This is a genomic window from Halonotius terrestris, from assembly GCF_006861665.1.
In the GTDB taxonomy this organism is placed as follows: Archaea; Halobacteriota; Halobacteria; order Halobacteriales; family Haloferacaceae; genus Halonotius; species Halonotius terrestris.
Genome location: NZ_RKLU01000001.1, coordinates 143,817 through 160,914 on the forward strand (window position 1 = coordinate 143,817; position 17,098 = coordinate 160,914).

Genomic DNA, 17,098 nt, shown 5'->3' on the forward strand with positions numbered 1-17,098 from the left:
CAATGAGCGAGACAGACAGCACATCGACCGACGGTGGCACCGGCGAGCAGGTGCGAGCAGACGGCGGCACGGACGACGAAGCACGTACTGACGGCGGCGAGACCGGGATCGTCGCCCCCGACGACGAGACGCCGACCTGGAGCGAGCGCAAGGAGCGGAAGGCTGGCCTCNCNCGGCTNACCTACGAGTACTTCGAGCGNGCNCGNCGCGAGGANCAAGANCTNCGNNNNGAGTCAGACTACGTCGAACGCGACGTGCTCGGCTTCCCGACGTGGCCGCATGAGATCATCCGCAATCTCTCGATCTCGCTGTTCTTCGTCGGCATGATGATCCTCATCGCGGCGGCGTTGCCGCCGAGCCTTGAGCTGCCGGCGAATCCGAGTTCGACGCCGTCGATCATCCTGCCGGACTGGTATCTATACTGGTCGTTCGGCCTGCTGAAGCTCAACCCGCTCAACCCGGCACTGGCCGTCCTCGGCGGCGACAAACTGCTGTCCGACCAGCTCTACGGCGTCCTCGCAAACGTCGTCGTCGTCGGTGCGATCGCGTTCCTCCCGTTCCTCAACAAAGGGAGTGCCCGGCGTCCGGTCGAACAGCCGTTCTGGGCAGCACTCGGTGCCGGCGGCGCGGTGTTTGCGATCACCATCGCCGGGCTGGCCGTCCAGAACCTCATCCCGCTGCCGCTGTCGCTGCAGCTCAACATCGTCTTCATCGGGCCGATCATGGTCGGCGTGATCACCTACGCCCTGCTGAAGACGCTGCGTGAGGGCTACATGTACGGTCTCAACCGGCGGTACTACATGCTTCGGCCGCCGAAGTAACCGTCGGCGGCTACCGAATAACGCCGGATAGATATAGCTCGCTGTCCTTTCTTTTGTATGGTTGATTCAGACGCCGCGAGCGACGAGTCGGCAGCGACGGAGCCAGCCGACTCGGCGACCGGGCGGCGGGATGTCGTCGTGCCGATGCGGCTCTACAAGACGATCACCGTGTTCTCGACGCTGATCGCAACCGCGTGTATTCTGGCCGGCTTCATCCTGCTTGATGCGGCGACACTGCAAGTGAGCGTCCTCCGAACGGTGTTGCTTCGCGGGCTCGCTGGAATCGGGCTGGCGGTCGATCAGGAGCTGTTCAGCGTGCTGCTCGGTATCGGTGGGCTGAGCCTGATGGCCGTCGGGACGGGCGTGTTCGTGCTGTCCAGTCGGTTCCGGGCTCCGGGAATGGGAAACCCTCAAGAGGATTCCGACGAAGGCTAAGATATGGCTGATGAGTTCATCAAAGGGTTTGGCATCCTGACCGGTGCAGGCCTCGTCTGGCTGACGCTGGCGGGCTGGTATCAGACGCCGACGTTCTTCATGACGAACCAGCTGATCGCGCCGCCGCCGGAACCGGGGAACGTCTTCGATGCGATCTCGATCTTCCTGATCGACGTGTTCCTCTGGACGGCACTGCTGGGTGCGTTTACCTTCTGGATCCTGATCCCGGCCGGCAAGGAGGTGGCAGCGGCACTCGAAGAGCGCGGCGAGTCTAATTAAAGAGCTCATCTGGAACCGGAATCCGAAATCATATCACACAGCGAATAATAGATGTTGTATCCAAATTCGAAAATAGCAATATCTAATATTTATATAGGACATTATCAATACGAATCACAGTCGGACTATCTTGTAATGGACTCCGAACCAACATCGAGACGACTTCAGCCGTCAGTATCCGACAACACCGGCTATAGTGGCGAATCGAACCGCAATCAGCCGACGCTAGTCGGAGCTGATGATGACATACAGCCAGTGGTCAGCTTTGTACTCCCGACAATGAACGAAGAGGCAGGCATCAAGGAGTGTATTCAACGTGCAACGCGAGCACTTGAAGAGCTAGAGGTTACCGGCGAAATCATCGTCAGCGACGATTCGACAGACGCAACCCCTGAGATCGCACGGGCGATGGGTGCAGTCGTTGTCGAACCCGACGCACCGGGGTATGGGTATGCGTATCGCTACGCGTTCAATACCGCCCGTGGAGAGCTCATCGTGATGGGTGATGGAGATACCACTTATAATTTCGAAGAGTTGCCAAAATTACTCAACCGATTGAGCGAAACGGATGCGGATATCGTTCTCGGGAGCCGACTTGCGGGAGAAATCAAGGATGGGGCGATGCCACCATTACATAAGTATATTGGGAACCCACTGTTGACGTGGTTCTTAAATACGTTTTATGATGCCGGCGTGAGTGATGCCCATAGTGGGTTCCGGGTAGTGAGAAAGGAGGCACTGGAGAGATTAGAGTTAGAATCGGATGGCATGGAGTTCGCTAGCGAAATGATCATGGACGCCGCTAGTAAGGGCCTCACCATTGAGGAAGTTCCGATTACCTATCACGAACGAGAAGGAGAAGCAACACTAGAGAGCTTTACCGACGGCTGGCGACACGTGAAGTTCATGCTCGTGAATTCACCCGGCTATCTTTTTTCACTCCCGGGGATCGTGTTGGGTATAATCGGTTCCCTGATCATGGGACTAGGATATACAGGAACCAGCGTCGCCGGACAGCCTTTCGGTATTCATTCGCTTATCGCCGGGAGCTTACTAACGTTGCTCAGCTACCACATCGGAAGTTTTGGCTTGCTCTCGGAGATTTCGAGCGATCCGATCCAAGAGTCACGGGATCCTATTACAAAGTGGGTGAGACAACACTTCACGCTTGAACGCGGTATTCTCGTCGGGGTCGGACTGATAAGTATTGGATCGCTGATGGTTGGGATCTTCTTATCGCGATGGATACAAAGTGGTTTTATTGTGTTACCACCACTCCGTGGAGATATCGTCGCATTTACGCTAATCGTTGTTGGGATCCAGACGATCTTCGGGTCTTTCTTTATGAGTATTCTCTCGAACGAGTAGTTATTCCACTTACTGTTTCTCAGATGTCGTATTTTCTATTACATCTAACAATTGTTCTGCTGAACGATTCCATTTAAATCGAAAGGAGCGGTTTCTTCCACGTTCAATTAGTTGCTGGCGGTAATGGCTATCAGAGAGGACAGCATCAATACCACTAGCAATACTGTCTACGTCATGTGGATCTACCTGTTCTCCAGCATCACCGATTATTTCAGGGAAAGAAGTTGTATTCGATACAATAACCGGTGTGCCACAAGCCATTGCCTCAAGTGGAGGAAGCCCAAATCCTTCATATAAGGAGGGATAAAGAAGCACAGCAGCATTAGTATAAACGAATTTTAGTTCCGGTTGTGAAAGGAATCCAAGCGAAACAATCCTATCATCCTCGGAAATATTTAATTTATTGAATATTGATTTATTTCGAGGTCCAACAAGTACAAATTTGTACTCCGCTGCAGAATCATTCGCGAACCGCGTAAACGCCTCAATAGCACGAGAGATATTTTTTCGATAATTAACCGAACCAACATAAAGAATATATCGTTTAGGAACATCAATTGTTGAATAATTATCAGACCCATAGTAAAAATCATCAACGCCATTGTACACAACCGAAACAGTATCAGACTGAACATCAAGTTTATCGACTATTTCTGATTTCGAAAAAGAGGAAACAGTCACAATATGATCAGATATCCGGGCAACTATTGGAACAGTCGCTTTCCGGTACAAGCTGTGTAAACCATTGGTGAAGCCGTTCAAGGCATTCACATCATGAATACATGTCACAACTGGGTACGGTTGTGGAGTCAAAGGTGAATTTCCGTTTGGACAGAACAGAACGTCAATATCGTGGTGTTTTGCAAGCCACGGAAGGACTGTCCGCTCCCAAGCAACACCAAACGACTGTGTAGGTCGAAAGTAATAGTTACTCACTACAGGGATATCTGGGAAATCAGTACGTATTGACTCATGACCAAACAAAAGAAGCTCTACAGAACGCCGTTCGTGAATAGTCCGAGTGAGTTTCATCGCCGCTTGAACGGCTCCTCCTGGTTGGGCTTCGGTGAACGTTCGTGCATTCACCCCAATTCGAACAGTCATTTGTACCCTAGAGCAGCGAGTCGATCTTCAATCGAATCACTGATATTTGGATCCTCAGTTGAGACAATATTATTCGAGGGGATATATTGATCAATATATTCTTTCAATAGATTGGTAGAATTGTGGTCATTATCAAGAACCTCAGCCTGCGCATGATTGTATGTAGAAAACCAAGTCTCAGCAGTTGATCGAGCACTGAGTCGACGAAGGTGTGAATCATCACCTTCTTGACGAGCAGATGAATATACTATACGGTCCTCAAAATTCGATGGCGTAGCAGCGATTGTCAGAAGATCCTGTCCCAGAGGACAGAAAGGTTCATCACCGACTGCTGACATCACGGTGGCAGCAATATCTACTGTACTAACTGGAACCTGAATGGTACTCGATGAAACTCCTGAATGATACACAAACAGTGGGACATGAATGAGTTCAGTATGTAAATAGCGTGGGTGCTCATAGTATCCATGTTCACCGAAGGCATCACCGTGGTCAGCAGTAAGGATAATTAAAGAGTCATCCAACAGGTTACGCTCTCGAAGTGCATCAAGGAAGGCACCGATTTGAGCGTCAGTATATTGGATTTCACTGTCGTATAAATCAATGAGTTGTTGCCGGTCATCAGATGTAATCGAATCAGGGTCATCAATAGCACGTTGATACAACCTTTGAGCATTACGATTAGAAGGAACGTTGTCTCTATACAGCGAACGGTACTCGGCCGGAGGTTCGTAGGGGCCGTGCGTATCCATATAGTGGTTCCACAAAAAGAACGGCGTTTTTGCTTCTAACGAATCGATCCATGCCAGCGCGCGGTTGTTAATTTCTTCAGCCCGTGCATAGTGACGATTTCGTAATTTATCCATGGCCCGTTGTAACAAAGCTATGATCCTGTGTCGGCCGAGATAGAAATCATCATCAAAGGTGTCGAAGCCGCGGTCAAAACCATAAGCCCGAGAAAGAAACGGATTAGAGTGAAACGCTGCAGTGGTGAACCCCTTGTCAGAGAGGCGTGTTGCGAGGGTGTCAGTATTCGGCGCGAGGCAGTAGTTCGAATCAACAGCGTTCGCTGGCGGGCAACCAGTTAGTAAGGAGGGTACAGCCTCGCGTGTATGAGAACTCGCACTGTAAGCAGAAGTAAACGAGATCCCCTTGTCAGCAAATTCAGAAAGGACTGGTGATGTCTCTCGGTGGTAGCTATATGCAGAGAGATGGTCCGCTCTGAGTGCGTCAAGAGTGAGCAAGATAATGTTATTCCAGTCCTGCATTGGTTGTAGATATAGGATATAAACAATAGGAGTTTATATCAACCACGGTGTCGTACCATAAGACCATTACTCGCGCCGGAAGTGAATACAACTGATGGATGTCGCGTTCGTCTCGAACGTTGTTTACCCGTTCGTTACAGGAGGTGCTGAAAAGCGCATCTATGAAATCGGTACTCGACTCGCCGAACGTGACCATTCTGTGACGGTGTATGGTCGACACTACTGGGACGGCCCCAGTGAAACCGTCTACGATGGACTGCAACTTCACGGTGTCAGTCCACCCCGTGATCTCTACACAGAAGGAGGCCGTCGCTCAATTACAGAAGCGATTGAATTCGGAAAAGACGTGTTACGCCCGTTACGGCGGAGCGTTGCCGAACACGACGTTATTGTCGCGTCAGTTTTTCCGTACTTTCCAGTACTCGCTGCGGAGCTTGCGGTCATCGGTTCAGATACGCCACTCGTGACGACATGGCACGAAGTCTGGAGGGACTACTGGAAGGAATATCTCGGCCGGCTTGGCATTTTTGGTGCGATGGTCGAACAAGTCACTGCACGCGTGCCACAGTATCCGATTGCCGTTTCACAAAACACAGCCGACAAGCTAGCGGAACTCGGGCGTTCAAGAGAACAAATTCGAATCATTCCAAACGGGATCGATTACGAGGGGATTCAGGCGACTGAGCCGGCTGAAAACGGGTTCGAGGTGCTGTTCGTCGGTCGGCTCATTGAACCGAAGCGCGTCGAGATGTTGCTTTCCGCGTTCGATGCGCTCAATACCGACGCAACGCTTGGAATCATAGGAGAAGGGCCACAACAGGAGGCATTAGAGCGACAGGCCGCCACGCTCGAAAGCGAGGATCGGATCACGTTTTGTGGGTTCATTGAGGACCATGAGGAGGTGATCGCTCAGATGCGAGCGGCACGCGTGTTCGTTTCACCGTCAGTACGAGAGGGATTCGGGGTGACGTACATAGAAGCGATGGCAGCTGGATGTACCGTGATTGGTACCAAACACCCGAATTCAGCTGCTGCAGAGGTTATTGGAGACGCCGGATTTACTATCTCCCCGACACGTAATAGTCTGAGAGAAGTTCTCAGACGAGGGCTTAATGGGGAAAGACCCAGCAAGAGTCCCCAAGCGGCAGCGAAGCAGTTCGATTGGGGACAAATTACAACCAATGTAGAGGATGCTTATTTAGATATAGTTAAGTAGTGATTGTAACGTAGGGCGAAATCTAATAAATAACCGCCCTATTATTCAACCAATCCAATTCTGGGGCCATCCCAGACAAATCGATTACTAAAGAAGAAATTCCAAACAAAAGCCACAATAATTCCAATACAATTTGCTAAGATATAATAAATATCGAAATATTCAGAGGCAACCCACAATACGCCAACATTAATTATTAAGCCAAATGCATATATCAGGTTAAAAGTAAAAGCTTTTTTAAATAATGAATTACCACTGTCCGTATTAAACGTCCATAATTCGTTGAAAATAAAATTAGATATAATAGATGCTTCAACAGCGATAACCGAAGAGAATAAGTAATAGAATCCTATTATTTCAGTAAGGTACCAGAGCAGCCCTATATTTACACCTACTCCGCTTAATCCTACAGTTCCAAAGCGAAAAGCTGTGATAAATAGTTGATTTTTTATTGGGATTACGCTAAGTAAATTTAATATGTATCTTTTCATTTTAGTTATTCTGAATTATTTGATTCCGATACACGGTATATATCAATAGTACCTCCACGCTCAAGTTGGACAGTATGAACAATTTCAGTATTATCTTTTATTTTAAAACCGAACCGATTATTAATTTCTCCATATCCGCCACTCCATCTAGAAAACCAAGGATCAAAAACAATATAATCAACATTCTGTGAAAGAATATTATCTGCATAAGCTTCAGGAGTCTGATCACGAAGATACAAATTCGCAAAGCTTTCATAATTTCCAGTTGTTGACACGTTTCTTGTAAGGGCAGTAATGGTGGGGTTTGTCGAATAAACAACTTCTGCATCATTGTTTTCCAAATAATCAGCTGTTTGCTCGTAGGCTTCTTTTTCGCCCTCTGTGCTGATCTCCCAAGTCACGTCGTATCCATGAGGTGCAAATGGAACTGGGATAAGCAGCATGATGAAAATTAATATAACAATTACGGTAGAGATGTATGCCGTCCAGCTCCCAAGAAGGGCATCATCTAATTCTCTCCAAGTCAATAAAAAGCAGGGTACGACAAGGGTAAAAAATGGAACAGAGGCTACATAATACCTTGGAAGAAATGAAACAAATTGGCATAATACTATTGCACCCATCAAACTTGTTGTCAAAAATATCTTTGTTTCCCCTACACTTTCATCATTATAAAACCTAAATATTACTTTTGCGAGTATGATCAGTAGACAAACAACAGAAATAAACATTGGAAAATGATACCACCTCATCCAAGCAGAACCTGTTGAGGCTAATCGGTTGAAATTTTCAACAGCGGCTAAAAGTGACGGGAAAGATCCAGTACCGTCTCGACCGATATGAATGAAAAATGTTTGTTGTAAAAATTTTTCAGGTATTTTAATCCAAAGATGAGCAGTAATAGCTAGGAACCCGATAGTAGTAGACATTATCAATGTAGCCAAAGGCTTAATTTCTTTTCCAACAGTTGACTGTTTCTTAGTATATCTGAAATAGATTAGAACTATTAATCCCAGCCCAATACCGAATATAGCCGGTAAAAATATATATTTCGTAGTAATCATAAATCCCAAACATAAACCAGAAAGGATCATGTTTGATGGTTTTTTTGCCTCATTTTTTATATAAGGTGTTAAGAAAAAGAGAGATATTGATAAAAAGAAAAGTCCTAACGGCTCTTGAACAGCTCGTCGAGCATGAAATACATTTATTGGATCAAGAGCAAACAGTGCCAAAGAAAAAATAGCACCTTCTGACCCTATTAATTTCCTAGACATAACGAACCAAATAAATATAGTAGCAATTGAGATAATTATATTTAGATACCTCGCATAAATAAAGCTATAACCGAATATAGAATAAATTAATTCTAAAATATATTCAAATAATGGAGGATGAACAAAAAATACATCGGTATACAAATTTTTACTTTGCAACAAAAGTCGAGCTCCGACTACCCAAGCACCCTCATCGTAATCGACATAAGGTGAAAACCAATCAGAGATATTCCATATTCTAGCAAATATAGCCAATAGGAACGTACTCGTTATTAAATAAAGCTGCTTCTTAGAATAGTCATTTCTGATATCCTGGAATAATGTCGTAATAGAGTGTAAGTGGTTAGAAATCATACTTGATCTCTAAATTCGAATCATCAATACCATGTGTAACCCTATAATTTCACCGTAGTTAAAATAAATTTCGATTTCTCTTTAGTTGTATTCTTGCAGTTGAGGCTGATCGGTATTAAGTATAAAAATTGCTCCGCAAGATCAAATCGTTTTTATGCACATGATTTGTTCCCACGCACATGATAACTGCAGTGATACCCGCCTATAGAGAGAAAAAAAACGTTGTCGAATTAACTGAACGACTCCAATCGACATTTAACAAACACGATATAGAATACCACATTAGATACGTGTACCAAGGAACAGATGGCGGTTCAGAGGTTCTGGAAAAATTTGAGACTGAAGACGTAGAAGTAGATCACTATCCTGAACCCCTCGGTGTCGGCAAAGCGTATAGAATCGGGTTTCATGATCTTCCATCAGAAACCAAATATGTTCTTACTATGGATGCTGATCTCAATCATCAGCCAGAAGAGTTAGATGAATTCCTGGATATGAAAGGTACCGCTGACATTGTAGTAGGGTCTCGATTCATCAACGATGGCGATTTCGCTCAATTAGATTCATGGCGGAAGATTGCTAGTCCGTTCGCAGCAAAGACTTTGTCTGGTGTGTTTGACGTTGAGGTTAATGATATAAGCTCCGGATATAGGTTATATGATGTTGAAGTTATCCAGTCAATCAGAAACGACTTGAGCTTCGATAATTTCGAGTTTTATCCAGAAGCGTTGATTAGAGCAGCCCAAAATAATTATACGATCACCGAAGTCCCAATTAATTACAAACCAAGAAAACATGGGCAAAGTAAAATGAATGAGATTGAAACAGCCTTTGGATATGGAAAATTGCTTATTTCTATGATGTTTTAGAATAAATTGACGAATAAAACTATTGAATGCATTTTAGTATAAATATGTCCACAGTATTGTGATTAAAATGTGTTTTAACAGAAACATCAATTCTATCCATGTTTATATTGATGAATAAAGCGATAGTCTTTTCATATTCTTGAGGAGAGATATTAACATGAAAGCCGTAATCCCAACTGCTGGGCAAGGTACGCGACTTTATCCACAGACACACACAAAACCGAAAGCAATGGTCCGATTAGCCGGGAAACCAATTCTCGGGCATATCCTAACAAGACTAGCCAAGACTCGGATTGAAGACGTTATTATTGTTGTTGGAGGACCAATGCAAGAAATGATCATTGAGTATGCCGAACAGTCATTTAGCGATGATTTTTCTTTTTCATTTGTTGAACAAAAAAGAGCAGAAGGCCTTGGGCACAGTATCCACCAGACCAAAGAGATAGCCTATGGAGATTCCCTGTTCATCATACTTGGAGATATGCTTTTTGAAAACGGATATAAAACGTTTCTCAATGCACACGATAATCTAAACTCACCCGACACAAGTATCGGTGTAAAGACAGTCGAAGATCCGCAACATTACGGTGTTGCTGAAGTCAAAGACGGCACAAAAGTTGAACGTCTCGTGGAAAAACCAAATAATCCAGAATCGAACTACGCAATTAGTGGCGTCTATATTGTCGAAAATTCAGAAGCCCTCTTTGATGGATTAGATTATCTAATCAAGAACGATATTCGTGGAGCAGGAGATGAGTATCAATTAACCGACGCACTGCAACGAATGATTGAACACGATGCAAGGATCGATATTTTCAATGTCGAAGACTGGTATGATTGTGGTCGACCTGAAACACTGCTTGATGCGAATCGTGTGTTACTCTCAAAATTAGAGACAAGTAGATCAACTGCATCGACAAATACTATTATTATTCCACCGGTTGATATCGGCGACGATATTACAGTTGAAGAGAGTGTTATAGGGCCACACGTAAGTATCGATGACGGTGCATCAATTTCCGAAAGTATCGTGCGTGACAGTATCATTGGAGAAGATGCAACGCTCGGAACAGTCAATCTTGAAAAAAGTATTGTCGGCGACGGAGCAACTGTCCGTGATGAGCCAAACCATTTGAATATCGGAGATAATAGCATCATAGAACTATGACTAAGACGCCACATGCAGTTGTTACGGGCGGCAGCGGGTTTGTCGGAAGCCATCTGATCGACGCTTTAATATCTGATGGCTATCAAGTTACCTCGTTAGACAACTTCGGAAGTGGTCGGCCAGCAAATATTTCCCACATCAATTCTGACCGATTTATTTCAATTGAACATGACGTCCGGGAACCTCTACCAGATTTAGAAGCCGTCGATTATGTATTCCACCTTGCATCCAGAGCAAGCCCAGAAGATTTTGAATCGCACGCGGTTGAGATTGCACTAACGAATAGCCAAGGGACTCACAACGTACTCTCTTATGCTCATGATCATGATGCTATTGTAATCCTTGCCTCAACAAGTGAAATCTACGGCAATCCCGAAGAGCATCCGCAACATGAGGAGTACAATGGAAACGTCAATATACGCGGCCCTCGGGCCCCATATGACGAAAGTAAACGTTTCTCAGAAGCTCTTGGGGTCGCCTACCAGCAACAATACAATATTGATATCCGGACAGTTCGAATATTCAATACATACGGACCACGAATGCGACCCGACGACGGGCGCGTTATTCCGAACTTCTTATCACAGGCACTACGCGGCGACGACCTCACGGTGTACGGCGACGGAACGCAAACGCGGAGTTTCTGTTATATTGATGATCTCGTCGAGGGAATTAGGGCAGTCGCCAACGCACCTCAGTCTGCTATGGCAGGTGAAGTCGTCAATCTTGGGAGTACGGAAGAAATAAAAATCGAGGACCTTGCGGAGGTCATTATTGAAGTTGTCAATCCAGATTGTGGTGTTGTATATCAGGATCTTCCGACGGACGACCCCGAACTTCGTCGGCCAGATATTAGCCGCGCTGGGGAGTTACTTGGCTGGTCGCCTAAAATACCATTATCGGCTGGTATAAAAAAGACCATTCCATATTTTAAGACCGAGATTGATGCGAAGAGTTTCGTTGGAAACGACTAATCGAATAACGAACTGTTTTAACCGATCGTTTTCACCGATTGAACATGAGTAGTCCAGAGACAGTTCTCGTTACTGGCGGAGTAGGATTCGTCGGCAGCCATGCAGTCGAATACTACGCTGAGCAGGGTGCCGAAGTCACTGCACTTGACAATCTCAGTCGTATTGACACACTTGAAACCGCAGACGAAAGTCGAAATACTGCGGCCTACAATTGGAATTACATCTCCGAAAACTATCCACAGGTTGAACTCATAGAAGGAGATATACGAGATCAGGAACATCTTGAGGAAGTCGTTGAAGGACACGACGCAATCGTCCATACCGCCGGACAGGTCGCAGTAACAGCATCAATCCAAGAGCCCCGTACTGACTTCGAAGTAAACGCACTCGGTACGTTCAACGTACTCGAAGCCGCTCGTAAGGCCGACAGCGACCCGGCAGTCGTACTGGCGTCAACGAACAAGGTATACGGTGACAATGTCAACGAAATTCCTGTTCGGGAGCAGAAAACGAGATATCAGTACGACGATCCGGAATACGAAAACGGGATTCCCGAGTCACTATCTATTGACGACTGTGAACACACACCGTATGGAACCTCAAAGCTATCAGCGGACCTCTACGTCCAAGACTACGCCGACCGTGACGAGGTTGATGCTGCGGCATTTCGCATGAGTTGTATCTACGGTGCACGCCAGTTCGGAAACGAGGACCAAGGGTGGGTAGCGCACTTTGCGATCAGCACTCTCCGAGACGAACCGTTGACGATTTTTGGTGACGGAAAACAGGTCCGAGACGTGTTGTACGTAAAAGATTTGATTAGAGCCTACGATGCGTTTCTGTCTAATCCTGACGGTAAACCGGCAGTATACAATATCGGTGGCGGAACCGAAAACACCACCAGTTTGGTCGAATTTCTCGACATGCTCGAAGACCAAACAGGAGCCAGAACCGACGTTTCCTTCGATGACTGGCGAGAAGGGGACCAGAAAGTCTACGTTTCCGACATTTCGCGGGCACGAAACGAGCTTGACTGGGAACCACAGGTAGACTTCGAAACCGGGATTCGCCGATTCGTGGACTGGTACGCCAACCGGTAGTCGTACGTACCCCGCAAATTGGAACGAAACCAAAAGTTGAGTAATAGGTGTATTCAAACAGAACATCATGAAGATCAGCATCATCGGCAGCGGCTACGTCGGTACGACTATTGCAGCATGTTTCGCCGACATAGGTCACGGGGTCATCAACATCGATATCGATGAAGAAATCGTCGCGGCGATCAATAGCGGCGAGTCGCCGATCCACGAACCGGGACTCGACGAGTTAATCACCACCCACGGCGGCGACACGCTCACCGCAACGACGGCGTACGAGGACGTACTCGACACTGAGATCACGTTCCTCGCGCTGCCGACACCCGCTCGTGAGGACGGCAGCATCGATACCTCGATCATCGAAGCCGCCGCCGAAACCCTCGGCGAGACGCTACGGGAGAAAAACGGAAAGCACGTCGTCGTCACGAAGAGCACAGTAATCCCGACGACGACCACAGAAACACTGGCACCGATTCTCGAAGCTGCCTCGGGAAAAACACTCGGCGGCGACCTTCACGTCGCAATGAACCCTGAGTTCCTCCGTGAGGGAACTGCTGTCGATGACTTCCTTGATCCTGACAAGGTCGTCTTCGGTACTGAGAGCGACGCTGCACTCGATACCATTCATACCGTTTTCGACCCGCTCATCAACGAAACCGACGCGCCGGTCGTCGAGACTGGCATCGAGGAAGCTGAGATGATCAANTANGCCAACAACGNCTTNCTCGCNNCNAANNTCAGCCTCATCAACGANATNGGNAANNTCTGCAAGGAGTACGNCGTCGANGCCTACGAGGTCGCCGACGCNATCGGACTCGACGANCGCATNNGCGNGCNGTTCCTTCGAAGCGGCCTCGGCTGGGGAGGGAGCTGCTTCCCGAAAGACACCGCCGCGATCAGAGCCGCAGCACGCGAGCAGGGATACGAAACACTGATGCTCGACGCCGCCACCGAAATCAATGACCGACAACCAGACCGACTGCTCTCGCTGCTCGACAGCCACGTCGATGTCGCCGACAAGCGCGTCGCCGTCCTTGGGCTATCGTTCAAGCCCGGCACCGACGATATCCGGAACTCCAGAGCGATTCCGGTAATCGAGGGACTCAACGAACGTAGTGCGAACATCGTTGCCTACGATCCGGTTGCTGTCGAGAGCATGCGCGAGCGGTTTCCGGAGATCGAATACGCCGACTCGGCGAAAGCCGCTCTTGAGGACGCAGCAGCCGCACTCATCGTTACTGACTGGCCAGAAATAACCGGACTCAATGAGGAGTTCGACACGATGGCGACACCAGTCGTTATCGACGGCAGGCACGCTATCGACCGCAGAGAGGGCATCGTGTATGAAGGACTGACATGGTGATAAGAATCGCTGTGCGCGTGGTAGGTATTTCATAGCCCTTTCACCTGTGTTGGGATAATCAGAGGCAATGACTGAGAGCACTGCACCCGCTGACCTCACATGGGGTGAGAAACTCACCGCACTCGCCCGGGTTGCTCGCTACCGCCCGACGTTCACCGCCGGGCTGATCCTCCTCGGCGGCTTCGTTGCCGCTCTCGAAGGCATCGGCCTCGGCTTCATCCACCCGATCATCGAGGTCGCACAGGCCGAAGGGCCCGTCGATAGCGGCGGTCCCGTGTTAGAGACGTTCCTCGCGGTCTACAACTTCGTCGGCATCCCGTTCGAACTCGGCTACCTCCTCGTCGGGGTCACCGCGGTGATGACGATCCGCTATACGCTCTCCTTTCTCGTTGCGTGGCTGAAGGCGTGGATCTACGCAGTACGAGACGACACTCCGCACTCGGGCGTTCGACAGCGCGCTCAACGGGCGTGTCGGCTACTTCGATGCCGAGGGTTCCGACGACATCCTCAACGCGATCATCACCGAAATCCGATTTTCAGGAGAGGTGATCGAAAAGGGTGTGATGACCATGGAGCGGCTGTTTCTGGTTGGGATGTATCTTGCCATCATGGTGTATATCACGCCGTTGATGACCTGGCTTGCGGTCGGCATCCTCGGGACGATCACGGTCATCCTCCGGGCTGGTATCGAGCCGGCCGTCACCGTCGGCACGCGCGTCGCCGAGGCGAACGAACGCGTCCAGACCGCGGTACAGGCCGGCACACAGGGCATCCGCGACGTGAAACTCTTCAGAATGTCGGAGGGACTGTTCGAAAACTTCCGGTCGGCAATCGACCAGTACGCCGAGGCCGAGGTGGCCATCTCGCGCAACGAGGCAGCGATCACCAACTTCTACCAGCTCGCGGCCGCGGTCACGATCTTCGTGTTGATCTACGTCGGCTTCGTCTTCTCCGGGCTCGAACTCGGCGAACTCGGGATTTTCCTTATTGCCATGTTCCAACTCGCCCCGCGGGTGAGTACGCTCAACAGCCAACTGTACAGCCTTGAAGGCGCGCTCTCGCATTTCATTCGGACCCACGAATTCTGACCGACTGGAGGAGAGACAAGAACACGGCGGCGACAGATCCGTTTCGTCGGTCGAAGAGATCACCTTCGACAATGTCACCTTCAGCTACACCGACGACGAACGCGTCCTCGATGGCGTCTCCGTCGATGTCACCCGCGGAGAGTTCGTCACCTTAGTCGACCAATCCGGTGCCGGGAAATCGACGATCGTCTCGCTGCTCGCTCGGCTCTACCAACCCGACAACGACGAGATCAGTGCCGACGGCGTCTCGATCAGCGAGTTCGATCTCCAGCAGTGGCACGAACGGATCGCTGTCGTCCGCCAACAACCGTTCATCTTTGACGACACGCTAGAACGGAACGTGACGGTCGGTAACCGTGATGCGACCCGCGAGGAGGTCGAAACAGTCTGTCGGATCGCCATGGTCGAAGAGTTCATCGATGGGCTCCCGAACGGCTACGAGTCACAACTCGGCGACGACGGCGTTCGACTCTCCGGCGGCCAACGCCAGCGGGTCGCCGTCGCCCGCGCGCTGCTGACCGATGTCGACTTCCTCGTCCTTGATGAGGCGACCAGCGACCTCGATTCGGGGCTCGAAGCCGATCTGCAAGCATCTATCGAGTCGATGGATCGTGAGGTCGGCATCGTTGCCATCGCTCATCGGTTCTCGACGGTGCGAACGCCGACCGGATTTATACCCTTGACGGCGGTCAGATCGTCGAATCAGGCACCCACGAGGCCCTGCTGGCAGAGGCAGGGGCCTACGCCGAACTACACGAGATGCAATCAAGTACATAACCACCGGCAGTGTACTCGAACCGAAGTAGTGATCGACCGCAAGCCCGAGAAACGGGTATGGACGACCAGCGCGTCCTCGTCACCGGCGGTGCGGGGTTTATTGGCTCGAACCTTGCCAACCGTCTGGCTGGCGACAACGACGTGATCGTCGTCGATGATACGTATCTCGGGACCCCGGCAAACCTCTCGGAGGCCGTCGAGTTCGTCGAGGCATCGATTCTCGACGAAACGTATCCGACTGATGTTGACGTGCTGTTTCACCTCGCCGGCTACTCTTCGCGGGACATGCACGAGGAGAACCACAGCGCGGTTGCCGCGTCAACGTTGAGGGATTCATTAACACGGTCGAACAGGTCAAAGCCCACGGCTGTGACACCGTCGTCTACGCCTCGACATCCTCGATCTACGGCAGCCAGACCGAACCCTCACCGGAGAGCATGGAGGTCACATCCCAGACCGCCTACGAGGCCTCGAAACTCCCCAGCGAACGCTACGCCGAATACTACGCCCATCACCACGACATGAAGATGGCCGGCCTGCGCTTCTTTTCGGTGTATCAGGGCTTCGGCGGCAACGAGGAACACAAAGGCGAGTACGCCAACACGGTCGCGCAGTTCGCCGACGCCATCGCCAGCGGCGAGGCCCCCGAACTGTTCGACGACAGCAGCCAGACACGGGATTTCACACACGTCAGCGACGTGGCTCGTGCCTGCGAACTCGCCGCCGACCACGAACTGACCGGTGTCTACAACGTCGGCACCGAGAACCTCTACACTTCAACGAGATGGTCGCAATGATCAACGACACGCTTGGCACCAATATCGATCCCGAATACATCGAATGCACGTTCGACGGCTACGTTCACGACACCTGTGCGGACATCTCGAAGTTCCACGAGGCGACCGGCTGGGAACCACAGATCAGCTTCGAAGAAGGGATCGAACGCGTCTGTGAACCCTATCTCACGGCAGAAATCTAATCCGAACCAAAGGCTACTGCTGAATACCCCGCAATGTTGCATTCGTTTTAGCAGTTACTTATTTATGTGATTTTGCGGTGGACAGCTCCTACTGAGAGTAACAAGGGCGAGACAAAATTGAATATGAGGAATTCGACAGTACGATCATGTAGATTACGCTCCGGTTGTTG

Annotated in this window: 13 protein-coding genes and 3 pseudogenes; 12 read left to right on the forward strand and 4 right to left on the reverse strand. The window is 49.4% G+C overall.

Going from position 1 to position 17,098, the window contains the following annotated elements; translation table 11 throughout:
• Nucleotides 1–2 precede the first annotated feature (2 nt).
• The 4 genes from EGH24_RS00750 to EGH24_RS00765 all read left to right on the forward strand — a co-directional run bounded on the left by EGH24_RS00750 (nucleotide 3) and on the right by EGH24_RS00765 (nucleotide 2,903).
• Nucleotides 3–821, forward strand: coding sequence for a cytochrome bc complex cytochrome b subunit (locus EGH24_RS00750; RefSeq protein ID WP_142978269.1), 819 nt, complete (start codon nucleotides 3–5; stop codon nucleotides 819–821).
• Nucleotides 822–878: 57 nt separating this feature from the next.
• Nucleotides 879–1,256: a DUF7315 family membrane protein gene (locus tag EGH24_RS00755; RefSeq protein WP_142978270.1), complete on the forward strand. Its 378-nt coding sequence runs from the start codon at nucleotides 879–881 to the stop codon at nucleotides 1,254–1,256.
• A 3-nt stretch (nucleotides 1,257–1,259) separates the two neighbouring features.
• Nucleotides 1,260–1,535, forward strand: coding sequence for a DUF7314 family protein (locus EGH24_RS00760; RefSeq protein WP_142978271.1), 276 nt, complete (start codon nucleotides 1,260–1,262; stop codon nucleotides 1,533–1,535).
• 135 nt (nucleotides 1,536–1,670) lie between these two features.
• Nucleotides 1,671–2,903, forward strand: a complete 1,233-nt coding sequence (locus EGH24_RS00765; protein WP_185903202.1) for a glycosyltransferase family 2 protein — start codon at nucleotides 1,671–1,673, stop codon at nucleotides 2,901–2,903.
• A gap of 9 nt (nucleotides 2,904–2,912) precedes the next feature.
• Here EGH24_RS00765 and EGH24_RS00770 read toward each other — a convergent pair whose 3' ends face one another.
• The gene (locus tag EGH24_RS00770) at nucleotides 2,913–4,007 is read right to left on the reverse strand and encodes a glycosyltransferase family 4 protein (RefSeq protein ID WP_142978272.1); all 1,095 of its coding nucleotides are present in this window, start codon (nucleotides 4,005–4,007) and stop codon (nucleotides 2,913–2,915) included.
• Entirely contained in the window at nucleotides 4,004–5,275 is a 1,272-nt protein-coding gene (locus EGH24_RS00775) for a sulfatase (protein ID WP_142978273.1), read from the reverse strand. The genes EGH24_RS00770 and EGH24_RS00775 overlap by 4 nt, the downstream gene beginning before the upstream one ends.
• Before the next feature lie 94 nt (nucleotides 5,276–5,369).
• Here EGH24_RS00775 and EGH24_RS00780 point away from each other — a divergent pair, with 94 nt between their 5' ends.
• Entirely contained in the window at nucleotides 5,370–6,491 is a 1,122-nt protein-coding gene (locus EGH24_RS00780) for a glycosyltransferase family 4 protein (protein WP_142978274.1), read from the forward strand.
• Between the two features lie 41 nt (nucleotides 6,492–6,532).
• Here EGH24_RS00780 and EGH24_RS00785 read toward each other — a convergent pair whose 3' ends face one another.
• Both EGH24_RS00785 and EGH24_RS00790 read right to left on the reverse strand, forming a co-directional pair.
• On the reverse strand, nucleotides 6,533–6,982 hold the full coding sequence (locus EGH24_RS00785) for a GtrA family protein (RefSeq protein WP_142978275.1): 450 nt from the start codon (nucleotides 6,980–6,982) through the stop codon (nucleotides 6,533–6,535).
• 5 nt (nucleotides 6,983–6,987) lie between these two features.
• Entirely contained in the window at nucleotides 6,988–8,613 is a 1,626-nt protein-coding gene (locus EGH24_RS00790) for an ArnT family glycosyltransferase (RefSeq protein WP_142978276.1), read from the reverse strand.
• Nucleotides 8,614–8,792: 179 nt separating this feature from the next.
• Between EGH24_RS00790 and EGH24_RS00795 the strand changes: the two genes are divergently transcribed.
• The 7 genes and pseudogenes from EGH24_RS00795 to EGH24_RS00825 all read left to right on the forward strand — a co-directional run bounded on the left by EGH24_RS00795 (nucleotide 8,793) and on the right by EGH24_RS00825 (nucleotide 16,928).
• Complete coding sequence (locus EGH24_RS00795; protein WP_142978277.1) at nucleotides 8,793–9,482, forward strand: glycosyltransferase; 690 nt, start codon at nucleotides 8,793–8,795, stop codon at nucleotides 9,480–9,482.
• Nucleotides 9,483–9,639: 157 nt separating this feature from the next.
• Nucleotides 9,640–10,650: a sugar phosphate nucleotidyltransferase gene (locus EGH24_RS00800; RefSeq protein ID WP_142978278.1), complete on the forward strand. Its 1,011-nt coding sequence runs from the start codon at nucleotides 9,640–9,642 to the stop codon at nucleotides 10,648–10,650.
• Nucleotides 10,647–11,624: an NAD-dependent epimerase/dehydratase family protein gene (locus tag EGH24_RS00805; RefSeq protein WP_142978279.1), complete on the forward strand. Its 978-nt coding sequence runs from the start codon at nucleotides 10,647–10,649 to the stop codon at nucleotides 11,622–11,624. Before EGH24_RS00800 ends, EGH24_RS00805 begins: the two co-directional genes overlap by 4 nt.
• Before the next feature lie 44 nt (nucleotides 11,625–11,668).
• The gene (locus EGH24_RS00810) at nucleotides 11,669–12,724 is read left to right on the forward strand and encodes an NAD-dependent epimerase/dehydratase family protein (protein WP_142978280.1); all 1,056 of its coding nucleotides are present in this window, start codon (nucleotides 11,669–11,671) and stop codon (nucleotides 12,722–12,724) included.
• 67 nt (nucleotides 12,725–12,791) lie between these two features.
• Nucleotides 12,792–14,084, forward strand: a pseudogene (gene aglM, locus EGH24_RS00815) (UDP-glucose 6-dehydrogenase AglM).
• A 67-nt stretch (nucleotides 14,085–14,151) separates the two neighbouring features.
• Nucleotides 14,152–15,949: pseudogene (locus EGH24_RS15905) on the forward strand (ABC transporter ATP-binding protein).
• A gap of 57 nt (nucleotides 15,950–16,006) precedes the next feature.
• Nucleotides 16,007–16,928 (forward strand): annotated as a pseudogene (locus EGH24_RS00825) (NAD-dependent epimerase/dehydratase family protein).
• Nucleotides 16,929–17,098 lie beyond the last annotated feature (170 nt).